At 67.4% G+C, this 15,350-nt stretch carries 14 protein-coding genes; 9 read left to right on the top strand and 5 right to left on the bottom strand.

From position 1 onward, the window contains the following. Positions 1 to 3,507 (top strand): beta strand repeat-containing protein (locus ABIE04_RS10745; protein ID WP_436410376.1); only part of this gene is annotated, 3,507 nt, incomplete at its 5' end. Then, a complete protein-coding gene (locus tag ABIE04_RS10750; RefSeq protein WP_354549894.1) occupies positions 3,504 to 4,616 on the top strand; it encodes a hypothetical protein in 1,113 nt (370 codons plus the stop codon). The genes ABIE04_RS10745 and ABIE04_RS10750, both read left to right, overlap by 4 nt. A gap of 42 nt (positions 4,617 to 4,658) precedes the next feature. Here ABIE04_RS10750 and tssA read toward each other — a convergent pair whose 3' ends face one another. From tssA to ABIE04_RS10765, 3 genes are all read right to left on the bottom strand, one after another. Next, a complete protein-coding gene (tssA, locus tag ABIE04_RS10755) occupies positions 4,659 to 5,693 on the bottom strand; it encodes a type VI secretion system protein TssA (protein WP_354549896.1) in 1,035 nt (344 codons plus the stop codon). A 220-nt stretch (positions 5,694 to 5,913) separates the two neighbouring features. Further along, positions 5,914 to 6,231, bottom strand: a complete 318-nt coding sequence (locus ABIE04_RS10760; RefSeq protein WP_354549898.1) for a hypothetical protein — start codon at positions 6,229 to 6,231, stop codon at positions 5,914 to 5,916. Positions 6,232 to 6,311: 80 nt separating this feature from the next. Next, positions 6,312 to 6,680: a hypothetical protein gene (locus ABIE04_RS10765; protein WP_436410377.1), complete on the bottom strand. Its 369-nt coding sequence runs from the start codon at positions 6,678 to 6,680 to the stop codon at positions 6,312 to 6,314. Positions 6,681 to 6,967: 287 nt separating this feature from the next. On the opposite strand from ABIE04_RS10765, the gene dapD reads away from it, so the two are divergent. The 5 genes from dapD to dapE are packed head-to-tail and all read left to right on the top strand — an operon-like array spanning position 6,968 to position 10,906. After that, positions 6,968 to 7,795, top strand: a complete 828-nt coding sequence (dapD, locus tag ABIE04_RS10770) for a 2,3,4,5-tetrahydropyridine-2,6-dicarboxylate N-succinyltransferase (protein WP_354549900.1) — start codon at positions 6,968 to 6,970, stop codon at positions 7,793 to 7,795. Further along, positions 7,792 to 8,148 carry a Spx/MgsR family RNA polymerase-binding regulatory protein gene (locus ABIE04_RS10775; protein WP_354549902.1) on the top strand — a complete coding sequence of 119 codons (357 nt, stop codon included), beginning with the start codon at positions 7,792 to 7,794 and terminating at the stop codon, positions 8,146 to 8,148. The genes dapD and ABIE04_RS10775 overlap by 4 nt, the downstream gene beginning before the upstream one ends. A 1-nt stretch (position 8,149) precedes the next feature. Next, positions 8,150 to 8,647 carry a DUF2165 family protein gene (locus ABIE04_RS10780; RefSeq protein ID WP_354549904.1) on the top strand — a complete coding sequence of 166 codons (498 nt, stop codon included), beginning with the start codon at positions 8,150 to 8,152 and terminating at the stop codon, positions 8,645 to 8,647. Then, positions 8,640 to 9,725: a VIT1/CCC1 transporter family protein gene (locus tag ABIE04_RS10785; RefSeq protein WP_354549906.1), complete on the top strand. Its 1,086-nt coding sequence runs from the start codon at positions 8,640 to 8,642 to the stop codon at positions 9,723 to 9,725. The genes ABIE04_RS10780 and ABIE04_RS10785 overlap by 8 nt, the downstream gene beginning before the upstream one ends. A gap of 47 nt (positions 9,726 to 9,772) precedes the next feature. Next, positions 9,773 to 10,906, top strand: a complete 1,134-nt coding sequence (gene dapE, locus ABIE04_RS10790) for a succinyl-diaminopimelate desuccinylase (protein ID WP_354549908.1) — start codon at positions 9,773 to 9,775, stop codon at positions 10,904 to 10,906. A 71-nt stretch (positions 10,907 to 10,977) separates the two neighbouring features. On the opposite strand, the gene ABIE04_RS10795 is transcribed toward dapE, so the two are convergent. Together ABIE04_RS10795 and ABIE04_RS10800 are read right to left on the bottom strand one after the other, a co-directional pair. Continuing rightward, positions 10,978 to 13,395, bottom strand: coding sequence for a penicillin acylase family protein (locus tag ABIE04_RS10795; protein WP_354549910.1), 2,418 nt, complete (start codon positions 13,393 to 13,395; stop codon positions 10,978 to 10,980). Beyond that, positions 13,392 to 14,222 (bottom strand): phosphodiester glycosidase family protein, encoded by an 831-nt coding sequence (locus tag ABIE04_RS10800; RefSeq protein WP_436410378.1) that lies wholly within the window; start codon positions 14,220 to 14,222, stop codon positions 13,392 to 13,394. The genes ABIE04_RS10795 and ABIE04_RS10800 overlap by 4 nt, the downstream gene beginning before the upstream one ends. Positions 14,223 to 14,324: 102 nt before the next feature. Here ABIE04_RS10800 and ABIE04_RS10805 point away from each other — a divergent pair, with 102 nt between their 5' ends. Then, complete coding sequence (locus ABIE04_RS10805) at positions 14,325 to 14,813, top strand: NUDIX hydrolase (protein WP_354549912.1); 489 nt, start codon at positions 14,325 to 14,327, stop codon at positions 14,811 to 14,813. Beyond that, complete coding sequence (locus ABIE04_RS10810; RefSeq protein WP_354551429.1) at positions 14,810 to 15,208, top strand: NUDIX hydrolase; 399 nt, start codon at positions 14,810 to 14,812, stop codon at positions 15,206 to 15,208. Before ABIE04_RS10805 ends, ABIE04_RS10810 begins: the two co-directional genes overlap by 4 nt. Positions 15,209 to 15,350 lie beyond the last annotated feature (142 nt).

Here is a 15,350-nt window from a genome sequence, read left to right on the forward strand (position 1 = left end):
GGCGCGATCAGCCAGAGCGGCGCATTGGCCGTGTCCGGCAGTAGCACGCTCAATGCAGGCAGCGGCGCGATCACACTGGCCAACACCGGCAACGATTTCACCGGCGCGGTGAGTCTGACCGGCGGCGCGACGCAGATCACCGACAAGAATGCGCTGACCTTGGGCGCGCTGGGCACGGGTGCGCTGACAGCCATCAGCACAGGTGCGCTGAACCTGGGCGGCGGCAACGTCGGTGGCAACCTGGCGGCGACCAGCAACAACGGCGCGATCAGCCAGAGCGGCGCATTGGCCGTGTCCGGCAGTAGCACGCTCAATGCAGGCAGCGGCGCGATCACACTGGCCAACACCGGCAACGACTTCACCGGCGCGGTGAGCCTGACCGGCGGTACCACGCAGATCACCGATGCGAACGCGTTGACACTGGGCACGTTGGCTACGGGGGCGCTGACGGCCATCAGCCATGGCGCCTTGAACCTGGGCAGCGGCACGGTTGGCGGCAACCTGTCGGCGACCAGCAACAACGGCGCGATCAGCCAGGGCGGTGCGCTGGCCGTGACCGGCAGCAGCACGCTCAACGCGGGCAGCGCTGCGATCACGCTGACCAACACCGGTAACGACTTCGCCGGTACGGTGAACCTGGCCGGTGGCGCCACGCAGATCACCGATGCGAGCGCACTGACCCTGGGCACGCTGGGCACCGGCGCTCTGACGGCGGTCAGCCATGGCGCGCTGAACCTGGGTAGCGGCACGGTCACCGGCAACTTGGCTGCCACCAGCAACAACGGTGCGATTGGCCAGACCGGTGCCTTGCACGTGACCGGCAGCAGCACGATCAACGCGGGCAGCGCGGCGATTGCGCTGACCAACGCCAGTAACGACTTCGGTGGTGCGGTGACGGCCACCGGTACCGGCGTGCAGATCACCGACGCCAACAATCTTGCCATTGCCGGCCTGGCCAATGGCGCCAATGGCGCGGTGAGCCTGATCGCCGGCGGGGTGCTGACCCTGCCGGCCGGTGCCATCGATACCGGTACCGCGAATCTGACCCTGGTCTCCAGCGGCGGGTCGTTGACCACGCCGGGTGCCTTGAGCGGCGCCAATGTGTCGCTGGCCGGGCAGGGCGGCGTGACGTTGAACAGCAATGTGACTGCCGCGGGGACGCTGAACCTGGTGAGCGGCGCAGCCATCAGTCAGGGCGCAGGCATCATCACGGCCGGCACGTTGACGGGCAGCTCGGTGGGCAACACGACGCTCAACCGGGCCAACAAGATCGGCACGCTGGGCAGCTTCAGTGCGGCAAACTTCAGCTTGGTCAATGCACAGGCATTGACGGTGAACGGCCCACTGACGACGACCGGCAACGCAGGGGACATCGACCTGGAGACGACCGGCGGCGCGCTGGTCGTGAATGCGAACCTTGCCGGAGATACCGTTGCGCTGACTTCAGCCGGCAACCTGGCGTTGTCGAAAAATCTCCAGGGCTCTACGGTAGCGCTGGTTTCCGGAGGCAGCATCAGTCAGGGCGGCGGCGTCATCACGGCGGCTACGCTGAGCGGCAGTGCCGTGGGCAGCACGACGCTGAACCAGGCGAACAAGGTGGCGGCGCTGGGTGCGTTCAGCAGCACGGGCTTCAGCTTCACCAACGGCCAGGCGTTGATGGTGAACGGCCCCCTCAACGGCGGCGCCAGCGTGGCGCTGACGACGACCGCGGGCAACCTGGCCGTCAATGGCACGGTCAGTGGCACCACGACGACACTGAAATCGGCCGGCGCGATCAGCGAGGGTGCGGGTGGCAGCATTACTGCCGCCACGCTGACCGGCCAGTCAGGTGGTGCGACTGCGCTGAACGGAGCCAACCACATTGGTGCCCTGGGCAGCTTCAACGCCGCGAACTTCGCCCTGACCAACGCACAGGGATTGACGGTAAGCGGTGCGGTCAATGGCGGCGCCAGCACCGCGCTGACGACGACCACGGGCGATCTGGCGATCAACGGCGCGGTCAGCGGCACCACGACCACGCTGAAGTCGGCCGGCGCGATCAGTGAGGGCGCGGGTGGCAATATTGTCGCTGGCACTCTGGTCGGTCAGTCGATCGGCGCGACAGCGCTGAACGGGACGAACCATGTCGGCACGCTGGGCAACTTCAGCGCGGCGAATTTCGCCCTGACCAATGCGCAGGCATTGACGGTAAGCGGCCCGGTCAATGGCGGCGCCAGCACTGCACTGACGACGACCACAGGCGACCTGGCGATCAACGGCGCGGTCGTCGGCACGACGACCACGCTGCATTCCGCTGCCGCCATCACCGAAGGCGCCGGTGGCAGCATCACGGCAAACCTGCTGACCGGCCATTCGATCGGCAACGCCACGCTGGATGGCAATAACCACATCAACACCCTGGGCAGCTTCACGTCCGACTTCAGCCTGACCAATGCCCAGACGCTGACGGTCGTGGGTCCGCTCGATGGCGGCCCCAGCGTGGCGCTGACCACGACCGCCGGTGACCTGATAATCAATGGTGCGATCATCGGCACCACGACGACGTTGAAGTCGGCCGGTACGATCAGTCAGGGCGCAGCCGGCAGCATCACCGCCAGCACGCTGACTGGCCAGTCGGGTGGGGCAACCGCGCTGAACGGACCCAACCACATCGGTACGCTGGGCAGCTTCACGGCAGCGGGCTTCGCTCTGACCAATGCCCAGGCATTGACGGTGGACGGTCCGGTCGCTGGCGGCTCGAGCACTACGCTGTCCACGACCGCCGGCGGCCTGACGATCAATGGTGCGGTGAGTGGCACGCAGACCACGCTGAATTCGGCCGGTGCGATCAGCGAAGGCTCCGGCGGCTTGATCACCGCGGCCACGTTGAGCGGAAGTGCTGCGAGCGGAACCACGCTGGGCAGCGCCACCCGTCGCGTCAACAACATGGTCGATACCCTCGGCAACTTCTCGTCGCCGGCCGGCTTCAGCATGACCAACAACAAGGCGCTGACGCTGGCGTCGGTGGCTGGCAGCGCGTTCACGGTGAATGCCGGCACCTCGGCGTTCTACCTGTCCGTGACCAACGGCGACCTGTTCCAGCTCGGCACCACGCCGGTGTACAACGGCATGGGCACGTGGGGCTCGACGGGCCGCATGGGCACCGGTGCGGCGCCGATCTACGTGATCGGTACCGGCCTGCAGACGGTCGCCAATATCGGCATGCCGCCGGCCTACTTCTACGCCGTCGACAGCGGCGGCAACCTGCTGCCGCTGGGCGGCGGCCTGGCCGTCAACGTACCCACCGCATCGGGCGCGGGCAGTGCGCAGAACGGCAACCACGGCGATTCGTACGTCGACCCGAGCGTGATCACGGCAAACTACCGCTCCTATGGCATCGTGCCATCCGGCGTGCGCTTGCCGGCCGATCAGCAGGCCGGTTGCGATCCCGACCAGCCGGATCAGCTCGACTGCGAGGGCGGCGATACCGTAGGCATGGTACGCATGATGATGAACGTGCGCCGATGAGCATGCGCAGACTCGGTGCAAGCATCCTGTTCGGGCTGCTCGCGCCGGGCCTTGCCGGCTCGGCGGCAGCGCAGATTGCCCCGCGGCTGACCGGGACCACCGTCGTCGCCGAACTCGAGGTGGCCCAACACGAGTTGGCTGCCCGTGCAGTCGGCCTGCCGGCTTCCAGCCTCGGCGCCACCGGTGAACGTCTTGCCGGCATGGCCGATACGCTGCGCAAGACGCTCGGCGGGGATGCGGGCAAGCCGCTCGATATCCTCGACGCCAACGCCAAGGCGAGCGCTTATCGCGCCCATGCGGTGGTTCAGCGGATCAAGGCCTTCCTGGATGCGAGCAAGGGTTGCCTGGACGCCGATGCGAATGCGATGGCCGATGCGCTGGGCAGCACCGTTGCGCAGGTTGCCGCCGTGTCCGGCTCGGCCAAGCTGCCGCCGGTCATCGATGGCGTCGAGACGGCGGATCACCGGCCGCTGTTCGTGTTGCGCAACGGCAGCAAGGAGATGAGCTTCGCCCTGGTCGGCGCGAACCTGCTCGATGCGCAGTGCGAGGATCCCGCGATCACCGCGACCGATGCGCAGGGCCGGCGACAGGAAGTGCAACCCAGCGTGACCGGCATATCGCCGAATCGCATCGAACTGAAACTGGCCGGCGACGCCCGGCTCCAGTCGGGTAGCTACGTGCTGCACGTGGTGCCGAAGCACAAGGCGTTCCTGGTCGGTTGCAAGGCGCAACCGGAGGCCGTCGCTGCGGTGGAGGTGGCGCCTTCGGCCAAGGTATCGGTGAGCTACACGTTGACCGCCACATGCCGCGCGGGCAAGGGCGCCGACCAGGTCATGCCGCCGGTTGCAGGGACGATGCCGGATTTCACCGGCAACGGCACGGTCTCGCAGCAGGTCGACACGGCAAGCTGCACGGACCCGGTCAGTTACGCGATCAGTGCGAAGGCGATATTCGGCGACGGCCATGCCGTTTCGGTCGGGCCGATCAGCCAGATCGCCTCGGCCGGCATTACGGCCGGGCTGCCGGGGGGGCTTTCACTGAGCTGGGACCCTTCGGTGCGCCAGTTGTTCGTGCGCCCCGGCGCGACCAGCTGCAAGGGCGTGTACTGAGCCGTCACTCCCGGGGCCATCGCCCCGGGATGGCGAAGAGGCTTATTCGTCGGGTGTCCCGGAAACCACGCGCAGTTCCGAAATGCCGCCGGGCGCGAGGTCCTTCAGCAGGTCCATGAAGTCCATGCCGACCAACCGTTGCGCACGACGCAACAGCAGCGGTACCGGGCTCGATGGTTCGTTGCGGGTGTAGTAATCGCACAGCTCGTCGATGCGCCGCATCACGTCCTGCGGGCCGGCAATCGCGCCATTGGAGGCACGCACACCGCCGCCTCCGCCGGTACCCTCTTCACCGGCCTCGCCGTCTTCGGCGGAGCCTTCCGCCGGCAGGCGGCGCGCGAGCTGCGGTTCCAGAAACTTCTTCAGTTCATAGATTTCGCTGAGCAGGTTCTTGAAATCCGGCCCGGCCGTGCCGACCCGGTCGTTGAAAATGCCGTCGATCGCCTTGGCGTTTTCCAGTGACTGGCTGATGGCGGCGGTCACGGCCACCAGTTCGTCCTCGGCGCAATCCATGCAACAGGCTTCGATCTCGGTCAGGCTCGCCTGCGGCTCGCCTTCCGTGGCGGTGACTTTCAGCGTGCCATTGGCGATGCGCAGGTCGCGCAAATCGAATCGGCCCAGGCGCGGCGATTGCACGAAAGGTGTCGTGCGGAAATATCCCAATACCCCCTGCAGGTCGCCAAGCGGAACCACCGAATTGACGCGCATGGTCGGGTCGTTGTCGTCTTCGGCATCCAGTTGCGGATGCACGCTGTCCCAGAAGTGTTCGAGCAGGCCGCGAATCAGGCTGAGGCCCGCGTTCCACCCGGGCATGCCGGACGTGCGCGTCCAGGCCGTGGTGAGGTGGACGGCGGCGCGCAGGTCCTTGGACCGTCCCAGTACGGCCCGGGCCAGTTCGGCGACCTTGTCCCAATCGGGTTCCTCGGCCGCCTTGACGCTGTCGCCAATGGCGCGTTCGGCCTTCGGTGCGGCGGCGCGTTCGAGTGCGAGAAACTCGGCGTCGTATTCCAGATCGTCGCCTGCCGGAGATTCATCTCCGATCGGTGCCAACAAAGACTCAAGATTATATTGCGCCATGGTCTTGCACCGCCTTCCAGGTGGGATTCTTCCATTATCACAAATTATTCGCGCAAAACCAGTCGCCGGGTCCCTTTTTAATCGACATGGGACAACTGGCCATGGCGCCGGCCATGGATATGCTCATGCGATGAAACGCGCCGAATTTCGGCAGGCCGAGATAATCGGCTGCGGTAAAGCCAAGCCGCGGCCGTGTTCGGCGGGTGGCATGTCCCGGCGATTATCCGGTTCGGCGCCGCCGCGACCGCTTCCAGCGGACCCAGCGCCGCTCCACCCAGAGCAGCGCCCGCCGCATCGGGCGACGCAGGAAGGGCAGGTCTTGCGCCAGCAGCAACAGGCCCAGCGGCAACATCCACATGCCAAGCAGGGGCAGGATGCTGAAAATCCCTCCTGCGATGAGTAGGAGTCCCACGGGAATGCGCACCCAGCGCGAGGAAGGCTCCCGCAGCCATCGGATGCTCCGGCTGACCCGTTTCGGCAGTTCCCGCTCGAACCGGTCGAGCTGGCGGTTCAGCCTTTCCTCGTCTTTGTCGATCATGCCTTTCCAGTCAAGCGCACCCGCGAACACGCGCCATCCTATCGGCAAACCGGGTCAGGTGCGCCTGCGGGGAGACGGTCCTATTCATCTTCCGAAGCGGGCGATACGTAGTCCGGATCTTCCGAGTCGCGCGCGTGGCGGATGGCATCGCGCAGGCGCAGGTCCAGGTGGTCGAAGTCCAGGATGACCTTGTCGGAATGGACGGCTTTCACTGCCGAAAGCGGGATCACGAAATCGCCCGCGTTCTCGATGTAGACAAGCAACTCGGGCAGGCCGTGCCTGATCTCGCGGACCGAGCCGACGCCTTCGGCCCCGTCGGAGACGAATACCATGAAACCTTCGCTGATCTGATCGTGCATGATGCGATCTCCCTGCGACAACTGGGCGGGTTGGAGCTTCGCGTTGCGACGGCGTGAACAGCGGACAGCGCTGCGACCAGCCTTCGCCATGCGGGCTGCGGCGAATGATGGACACACCCGCCGTTTCGAAGCGGTGAAAACGCACAGGGTCGCGCTGCACCCGGCGACACCCGTGCCCTGGCGCCCAAGGATGCGGAAACGGCGGCTTCAAAGCGGCTCATTTCCGGCGCCGGGGCAGGGTGTGGAAGAATGGACATGCGTGCGGTTTCATCCGACGCGTGCCGTACGCGGATGAACGCGGCTGCGGCAACATGACTGCAGCATGTACTCTTTGCGGCCAGCCCCGGCCGACCGACCGTCACCAGCGAATGAATCCCATGCAAGCCATCGAAACCCTGATCGACGACGCCTTCGAGCGCCGCAACGCGCTGACCCAGGCCGAGATCGAAACCCATCTGCGGCCCGCCATCGACCAGGTGCTCGATCTGCTCGAATCCGGCGAGCGCCGTGTCGCCGAGCCGGATGGCCAGGGCGGCTGGAAGGTGAGCCAGTGGATCAAGAAGGCGGTGCTGCTGTACTTCCGCATCAATGACAACCGCGTGGTCGACGGCGGCCCGGCGCAGGCGTTCGACAAGGTGCCGCTGCGATTCGCCCACGGCAACGACGCCGAACTGCAGCAACTCGGCGCACGCGTGGTGCCCGGTGCGCTGGTGCGCCGTGGCGCGCACATCGCGAAGGATGCGGTGCTGATGCCCAGCTACGTCAACATCGGTGCCTACGTCGGTGCCGGCAGCATGATCGACACCTGGGCCACGGTGGGTTCCTGCGCGCAGATCGGCGCCGGCGTGCACCTGTCCGGCGGCGTCGGCATCGGCGGCGTGCTGGAGCCGCTGCAGGCCAATCCCACCATCATCGAGGACAACTGCTTCATCGGCGCGCGCTCCGAAGTGGTCGAGGGCGTGGTGGTGGAAAAGGGCAGCGTGATCGGCATGGGTGTGTTCCTCGGTCAGTCCACCCGCATCTACAACCGCGCCACCGGCGAGGTCAGCTACGGCCGTGTGCCGGCCGGCAGCGTGGTGGTGGCCGGCAGCCTGCCGGCAAAGGACGGCAGCCACAGCCTGTACGCGGCGGTCATCGTCAAGCAGGTGGACGCGAAGACCCGCAGCAAGACCAGCATCAACGAACTGCTGCGGAGCGGCGAATGAATCCTGTCGTGTATGGACTGCCGAATTGCGACACCTGCAAGAAGGCACGCAACTGGCTCGCCCGCTTCGAGGTGGCGCACGACTTCGTCGACTACCGCGCCAACCCGGTACCGGCGGCGACGCTGAAGGACTGGGCGGCGCAGCTCGGCGGCTGGGAAAAACTGGTGAACAAGTCGTCCACCACCTGGCGCAACCTGTTGCCGCAGCGCAAGAACCCGGGCAGCGATCCGGAGTGGACCTTGCTGCTGAAGGAATACCCCGCGCTGATCCGCCGCCCGGTCGTGGTACAGCCCGATGGCACGGTGAGTGTGGGCTTCACCGACAACGGCTTCAAGAAACTGTTCGGCCGCTGAGATGTCGACGCGCCTTTCGAAGATCCTGCTGACGGCGACGATCGCGCTGTGGCTGGCGCTGGTCGCGTTCGGCAACATCACCGACTACGGCAGCAACCTGGTCTTCGTGCAGCACGTGCTGGCGATGGACTCGATCTTTCCCGACGCCGGCATCCATTACCGCGCGATCCACGCGCCGCTGCTGCAACACGCCGCCTACGTGCTGATCATCGCCGTCGAGACGCTGGCCGCGGTGCTGTGCGGAGCGGGTGCCTGGCGCATGTGGCGTGCGCGTCGTGCGCCTGCGGCGACGTTCCGTCGCGCCGGGCGGCTCGCCGTGGCCGGGCTGACGGTCGGCGTGCTGTTGTGGCTGGGCGGCTTCATGGCGATTGGCGGTGAATGGTTCGGCATGTGGATGTCCACGCAGTGGAACGGCCTGGCCAGCGCCTTCCGCTTCGTGGTGGTGCTGCTGGCCGCACTGATCTGCCTGGGACAGCGCGACGACGAACTCGATGATTGACGACAAGAGCACCGGGACGGGCCATCCCCGGGCGCGACGGTTCCGCGGCAACCTGCGCATCGAACGCGACAACGCAGCGCTCTACGCGCGGCTGGCCGAGCTGGCCACCGATGCGCGGTTGGGCCACGTCTACCGGCGCATCGCCGCGGGCGAACGGACCAACGCGGAGTTCTGGGAGGCGCGCCTGCGCGAGATGGGTGAAGCCGTGCCGCCGCCGCGGATCGGCCTGCGAGTGCGTGCGCTGAGCTGGTTCGCGCAGCGCTTCGGCACCGAGTTCGTGATGCCGACGGTGGTGCGCCTGGAACACGCCGACCACGATGCCACGCCGGTCGACCGCAGCAATCATCGCGATCATTTCACTCCGTTGCGGGAGATCGGTGCGCGCGGGCACCGCCATCGCACGCAGAGCGGCAACACGTTGCGTGCGGCCGTGCTGGGCGCCAACGACGGGCTGGTCTCCAACGTCAGCCTGGTGATGGGCATGGCTGGTGCCGCCTCGGGCGATCGTGCGGTGTTGCTGGCTGGCCTGGCCGGACTGGTCGCGGGTGCCTGTTCGATGGCCCTCGGCGAGTGGTTGTCGGTGAACAGCTCGCGCGAGTTCTATCAGGCACAGATCACCGAACGTGCAGAGCGGCTCGCGGTGTCGCCGGAGGACGGGCTGCAGCATATCGCCGGCATCTATCGTGACAAGGGCTTGGAGCCGGCCGCGGCCGAGCACCTGGCCGGACACATCGCCGAGACGCCGCGTGCGGCGCTGGACATGCTGGTGCGCGAGGATCTGGGCGTCGACCCGGGCGAACTGGGTGGCTCGGCCTGGGGCGCGGCGATCTCGTCGTTCTGCCTGTTCGCCTGCGGCGCGCTGTTTCCGGTGGCGCCGTACTTCTTTCTTGGCGGTGGCGCCGCCCTGCTGGCCAGCGTGTGCGCCACCGCCGTCGGCCTGGCCATGATCGGCATCGGCACCTCGCTGTTCACCGGGCGCAGCATGCTGTTCTCGATCGCGCGCCAGTTCGGCATCACCACCGCGGCTGCCGCCATCACCTACGGCATAGGCCACCTGCTGGGTGTCGCGCTGGCATAGCGTTGGTATGCTGCGTCATCGCCCAACGTTGCGCTGCGTGAGTACCCATGTCCGAAGTTTTCGATCTCACCTGTGACCTGGTCCGCCGCCGCTCGGTGACGCCGGAAGACGCCGGTTGCCTGCCGTTGATCGGCGAACGGCTGATACGTGCGGGCTTTCGTATCGAGCACCTGCGCTACGGCGAGGTGGACAACCTGTGGGCCACGCACGGCACGGGCGGCCCCACGCTGATCTTCCTCGGCCACACCGACGTGGTGCCGAGCGGCCCGGAAGCGGCATGGCAGAGTCCGCCGTTCGAACCGACCATCCGCGATGGCCGTCTATACGGCCGTGGCGTCGCCGACATGAAAGGTTCGGTGGCGGCGATGGTGGTGGCACTGGAGGAGTTCGTGGCGACGTACCCCGGCCATCGCGGCCGGGTCGGGTTACTGCTGACCAGCGACGAGGAGGGCCCGGTCAACCTCGACGGCGTGCGCAGGGTGGTGGAACGCTTCCGTGCCGTCGGCGAGCAGATCGACTGGTGCGTGGTCGGTGAACCGTCAGCGAAGGAAAGGCTGGGCGACCTGATCCGCGTGGGTCGGCGCGGCTCGCTGTCGGCCATGCTCAGCGTGCATGGCGTGCAAGGTCATGTGGCGTATCCGGAGAAGGCGCTGAATCCGATCCACGCGTTCGCGCCTGCGCTGGCGGAACTTGTCGCCACACGCTGGGACGAGGGCAACAGCGACTTCCCGCCCACCTCGTTCCAGGTCTCCAATCTCAACGCCGGCACTGGCGCCAACAACGTCATTCCCGGCGAGCTCACCGCATGGATCAACTTCCGCTACTGCACCGCCAGTCGTGCGGAAGACCTGCGCGCGCGCACCGAGGCGATCCTGCAGCGGCACAGCCTGGACTGCACGCTTGACTGGAGCCTGACCGGAGAGCCGTTCCTCACCCCGCCCGGTGGCGTGCTGCGCCAGGCGGTGGTGGCGGTGTGCCGCGAGCTGTATGGCATCGATCCCGAGCAAAGCACTGGCGGCGGCACCTCCGACGGCCGCTTCATCGCGCCGATGGGCACCGAGGTGGTGGAGGTCGGTCCGGTCAATGCAACCATCCACAAGGTCGACGAATGCGTCGCGCTGGCGGAACTGGAGCAGTTGCCGCAGCTGTATCGCGCGGTGTGCGAGCGCATGCTGGCATGAGCGGAGCGCCAGCGGATTCCTCGGTGAAAACCCTCTGCGCGAGTGGCTTGCGGCCGGATGCGCGCTGAGCGTTATCGCCGGGCCACTGCCGGCTCCAGGGTCAGGGTGTGCTGGAGCTTGCCCGGCAGCAGCGGCGTGGGCCGGCCTTCGACCCAATCCTCGTGCCCTGCGCCGAAGTACGGCGACAGCGGGTGGTCGCTCTGGCCGCCGGGCATGTTGAGGATGCCGTGGGCCTCGTGGCCGGGCGACACGTCCAGGTGTTCGGAGGCGCCGAAACCGGGCGAGGCGACGTACGGCATGTTGTTGTCGCCGGGGATGGGCTGGTCCGGCATGTCGATGAAACGGCCGAGCCAGGACGGCAGTGCGGCTGACAGCGGATGGCGGATGGCGGCGCGGTTGCGTTCGCCCCAGCTGCGCGCGGCGAGGCCGCCGGGTTGCCGGCCGAGTTCGGCCACCACCTGGCGGGCGGCATCGGTGAGCAGGGCGTGCCAGTCGGGATATTTTGGATCGAGCAGATACGCGGGCTGGGCGCGGACCAGCATCCACACGGCCGCCTCGGCGCTGTTCTCGCCGGGCCAGCTGAAGTCCGGGTAGCGCTGCTTCACCCGTGCCGCGAACGGGGCCAGCACGGCTTTGCCCACCTGGTCGCGGAACGCGCGCACCAGGCGGTAGTCGACGCTGTCGACGGCGGCGCGTTCCTGCCAGCGCGCGGTGAGCTGGCGCAGTTGCTGCAGTGATGGGTCGGTGCTGTCGGCCAGGGTGTCCTGCAGCAGGCGCTGCCAATGGGTGAGGAACACCGCGCGGTCGTCCAGCTGGATGTCGAGCAGGCTGCCGGGCGTGAAGCTGGCACGGGCGCGCAGGTCGTCGCGGATCTGCTGCGCGCGCGCGCCGAGGTCGTGACCGCCGTTGCCGAGCAGGGCCAGCGCGTCGCCGTCGACGGTGCGGTTGTTCGCTGTCCACAGCCGGCCTTCGCCCGGGTTTTCGATGCGCGGGTAGCGCGCCGGCGCGGCCCAGCCCTGCCAGCCGCTGCCGGGTTTCGACCAGTCCGACGGCAGCAGCGGATCGATGCCGGCGCGCAGCGGGATGCTGTTGCCGGCGATGGTCCAGCCGATGTGCCCGGTGCTGTCGGCGACCAGCAGGTTCTGCGGGGGCATGCCGAGCCGGGGCGCCAGGTCCAGCGCGCCGGCCACGTCGGGCGTGCGTTCCAGCTGCATCAGTTCGACGTTGTAGCCGTGCGCTCGGCCGCCGATCCAGGCCAGCGCCAGCGGCGTGCCGTCGGCATCCTGGCCCATGATCGGGCCCCAGCGGGTGTCTTCGACCCTGAGGATGGTATCCGGCTGGCCCTTGACCTGGATGTGTTCGTCGTGGCTTTCGATGCTGGCCCAGCCATCCGGTGTCTTGTAGCGCGTGGGATCGGTGGGATCACGCAGCACGCGCACCCAGTCCTGCCAGTCGCCGTAGCTGTCGGTGAAGCCCCAGGCGATCTGGCCGTTGGAACCGACGATCATCGCCGGCGTGCCGGGCAGGCTCACGCCGTTGACGTCGCGCTGGCCGTCCGGGGCGTTGGCGTCGGGATAGCGCAGGCGGGTGCGGAACCAGATGTTCGGCACGCGCAGGCCCAGGTGCATGTCGTTCGCCAGCATCGCGGCACCGCTGCCGGTGAGTGCGCCGGCCACCGCGAAGCTGTTGCTGCCGGGTCGCGCTGCATCGAGCGCCGGCGCCAATGCGGCGGCCAGCGTCGGCGAGTGGGGCGACGGCGCGAGCTGGCGCAGATCGAACACGCTGGCTGGCGGGATCACCGGCGGTCGCGACAGCCGGCCGCTCAGCGGGGCCTCCCAGTCGGGGTCGGGCGCCAGCAGGAAATCCACCAGTGGACCGGGCAGCACTGCGCGCATCTGCGCAAAGCGCAACTCGCGCTCGTTGCGGCCATCGCTGTTGAGGTCGAGGTACATCGCGGCGATCACCAGCACGCTGTCCTCCGATCGCCACGGCTGCGGCCGGCTGCCCAGCAGCAGGTATTCCCACGGCCGCACGCGCAGATCGGCAAGGCCGGCGTTGACGCCGTCGCGGTAGCGGTCGAGTCCGTAGCGCTGTTCCGGAGGCAATTGCGCGTAAGCGGCTTCGGCGACGGCGCGCAGGCGATGCCGGCGATGGTTGAGGTCGACCTTCAACGCGGCCGGTCCGACCAGGGCGGACAATTCGCCGGCGCTCACGCGGCGCATCAGGTCCATCGCGAAGAAGCGTTCCTGCGCGTGCACGTAGCCGAGCGCGTAGCTGATGTCCGTGCGGTTCTTTCCCTCGATGGTGACCGTGCCCAGCGCATCGCGGCCGACGCTGACCGCTGCGGTGAGACCTGCGGCCTGGCGGGCTCCGTCGAGCCGGGCGCGGCTGCCGGCGAGCAGCCACCAGAACGCGAGGAAGGCCACCAGCAACAGCGCCATCAAGGCCAGCAGCAGGGTGCGCAGGACACGCCAGCGGCGGGTCGTCATGGCTTGGCGAATACCGCGAAGATGCCGGCGTACGGCTTGACCATGAAGGCCGGCGCGCCGGCGTAGCCTTCGCCGTCGACGTACAGCTGCGAGATGCTGCCGTCCAGGTAGAGCGCATCGCGGCAACCCAGCTCGTCGCGGAACAGCCGTCCAAACGTATGGAAGTTCACCGGGGCCTCGCTCACGGCGAACACCACGTCGGTCGGGGTTTTCGCGCAGACGCCGCTGCGCCATTTCAGGCTGGACGAGTCATCGATGAACTGTTCGTTGAGCTTGCCGTCGATCAGCAACATCGGCCCGGACTGGGTGGCCCACTGCGCGCTCGCCCCTTCGGCCTTGAACGCGGCGCTGGTGCGCACCGCGGCATGCCCGTCCGGATACACCGCGAACACGCCGTTCGGCAGCAGCGAGAAATTGCCCGAGGCGGGATTGCCGTGCGCGAGGTTCAGCGGCACCACGGTCCTGCCGTTTTCCACGTACAGGCCGAGCGGCGCGAACTTGTGGTCGTAGATGCCGGCGTTGGCGGCAAACAGCAGCCGCTGGCCGCGCTGCTCGCCCCACTGGCGCAGCGTTTCGATACTGCCGAACGGCTGGCCGCTGGCGGGTTCGCGCCAGTGCAGGGTCAGTCGTTCGCGTTTCAGATTCACGTGCACGACACGGTAGTTCTGGCCCTCGAACGCCAGCTCGCGACTGTCCAGCGCCCGTGCGGTCGGCGCGCAGCCGGGTACGCCGACGAGCAGCAGCAAGGGCAACAGCACGTGCTGCAGCACGCGCCATAGCCGTTGTGCGGGAAAGGGGTGGGATGGCGGCGAAACGGATGGGCGCATCCGACGATGGTCGCTGCCCAGCCGCGCGGGTGCAAGTCCGTCGCCGGGACTGCGCCGGATACCTGCTGCCGCTAAACTTGGATTTTTCCGTGGTGCCCGCCCATGCCCTATACCCCGATAGTGGCGACTCTCGGCTATGTGTTGTCGCCCGACCGCAGCGAAGTGCTGATGATTCACCGCAACGCCCGCCCGGATGACCTGCACCTGGGCAAATACAACGGCCTGGGCGGCAAGATGGAGCCTGGCGAGGACATTGCCGCCTGCATGCGCCGCGAGATCCGCGAGGAGGCCGGCATCGAGTGCGAGTCGATGCAGTTGCGCGGTACCTTGAACTGGCCCGGTTTCGGCAAGCACGGCGAGGACTGGCTCGGTTTCATCTTCGTGATCGATCGCTACAGCGGCACGCCGTTCATGGTCAATCACGAAGGCACGCTGGAATGGGTGGCGCTGGAGCGGTTGCTGACCCTGCCGATGTGGGAGGGCGATCGTCATTTCCTGCCGCTGGTGTTCGACGCCGACCCACGGCCGTTCCATGGCGTGATGCCGTACAAAGGCGGCCGCATGCAGTCGTGGTCGTACACGCGGCTGTGAGTGTGGCGGAACGGGTCATCCACATCGTGGCTGCGGTGATACGCGATGCGGCGGGACGCAGCCTGCTGGTGCGCAAGCATGGTGCCGCGGTGTTCCAGCAGCCTGGCGGCAAGCGCGATCCCGGCGATGCGGATGAACTGGCCACGCTGGCGCGCGAACTGCACGAGGAACTGGGTTGCGAACTGGTGCGCGACTCGGCCCGCCTGCTGTGCCATTGCAGCGCGCCGGCGGCGAACGAGCCGGATCATGTGGTCGAGGCAGCCGTCTACATGGTGGAAGTACGCGGTGCGATCGTGGCACAGGCCGAGATCGCGGAACTGCGCTGGATCGACCCGGCTGCCCCCGATGTGCCGGTGGCGCGGCTGAGCCGCGAGCACATCTTGCCGTTGTTGTGAGCCTGCTCCTGCTCCTTCCTTGCATGCAGGGGTGGGTCGCTCTTCACTACAAAGTCAAAAGCCACCCCTTCCTGACCTCCCCCTACTGCGCAGGGGGAGGGACCGAACGTGCAGCGTCATTACTCCCCGTTGCCGAGTAAGG

The sequence above is a fragment of the Rhodanobacter soli genome, assembly GCF_040548735.1.
Lineage (GTDB): Bacteria > Pseudomonadota > Gammaproteobacteria > Xanthomonadales > Rhodanobacteraceae > Rhodanobacter > Rhodanobacter soli_A.

What these genes read in the sequence shown, in the direction of transcription:
- ABIE04_RS10795 (WP_354549910.1), bottom strand. Translation starts at nt 13,395, where the DNA reads ATGACGACCCGCCGCTGGCGTGTCCTGCGCACCCTGCTGCTGGCCTTG.
- ABIE04_RS10750 (WP_354549894.1), top strand. Translation starts at nt 3,504, where the DNA reads ATGAGCATGCGCAGACTCGGTGCAAGCATCCTGTTCGGGCTGCTCGCG.
- dapE (WP_354549908.1), top strand. Translation starts at nt 9,773, where the DNA reads ATGTCCGAAGTTTTCGATCTCACCTGTGACCTGGTCCGCCGCCGCTCG.
- ABIE04_RS10775 (WP_354549902.1), top strand. Translation starts at nt 7,792, where the DNA reads ATGAATCCTGTCGTGTATGGACTGCCGAATTGCGACACCTGCAAGAAG.
- tssA (WP_354549896.1), bottom strand. Translation starts at nt 5,693, where the DNA reads ATGGCGCAATATAATCTTGAGTCTTTGTTGGCACCGATCGGAGATGAA.
- ABIE04_RS10785 (WP_354549906.1), top strand. Translation starts at nt 8,640, where the DNA reads ATGATTGACGACAAGAGCACCGGGACGGGCCATCCCCGGGCGCGACGG.
- ABIE04_RS10805 (WP_354549912.1), top strand. Translation starts at nt 14,325, where the DNA reads ATGCCCTATACCCCGATAGTGGCGACTCTCGGCTATGTGTTGTCGCCC.
- dapD (WP_354549900.1), top strand. Translation starts at nt 6,968, where the DNA reads ATGCAAGCCATCGAAACCCTGATCGACGACGCCTTCGAGCGCCGCAAC.
- ABIE04_RS10800 (WP_436410378.1), bottom strand. Translation starts at nt 14,222, where the DNA reads ATGCGCCCATCCGTTTCGCCGCCATCCCACCCCTTTCCCGCACAACGG.
- ABIE04_RS10780 (WP_354549904.1), top strand. Translation starts at nt 8,150, where the DNA reads ATGTCGACGCGCCTTTCGAAGATCCTGCTGACGGCGACGATCGCGCTG.
- ABIE04_RS10760 (WP_354549898.1), bottom strand. Translation starts at nt 6,231, where the DNA reads ATGATCGACAAAGACGAGGAAAGGCTGAACCGCCAGCTCGACCGGTTC.
- ABIE04_RS10765 (WP_436410377.1), bottom strand. Translation starts at nt 6,680, where the DNA reads ATGGCGAAGGCTGGTCGCAGCGCTGTCCGCTGTTCACGCCGTCGCAAC.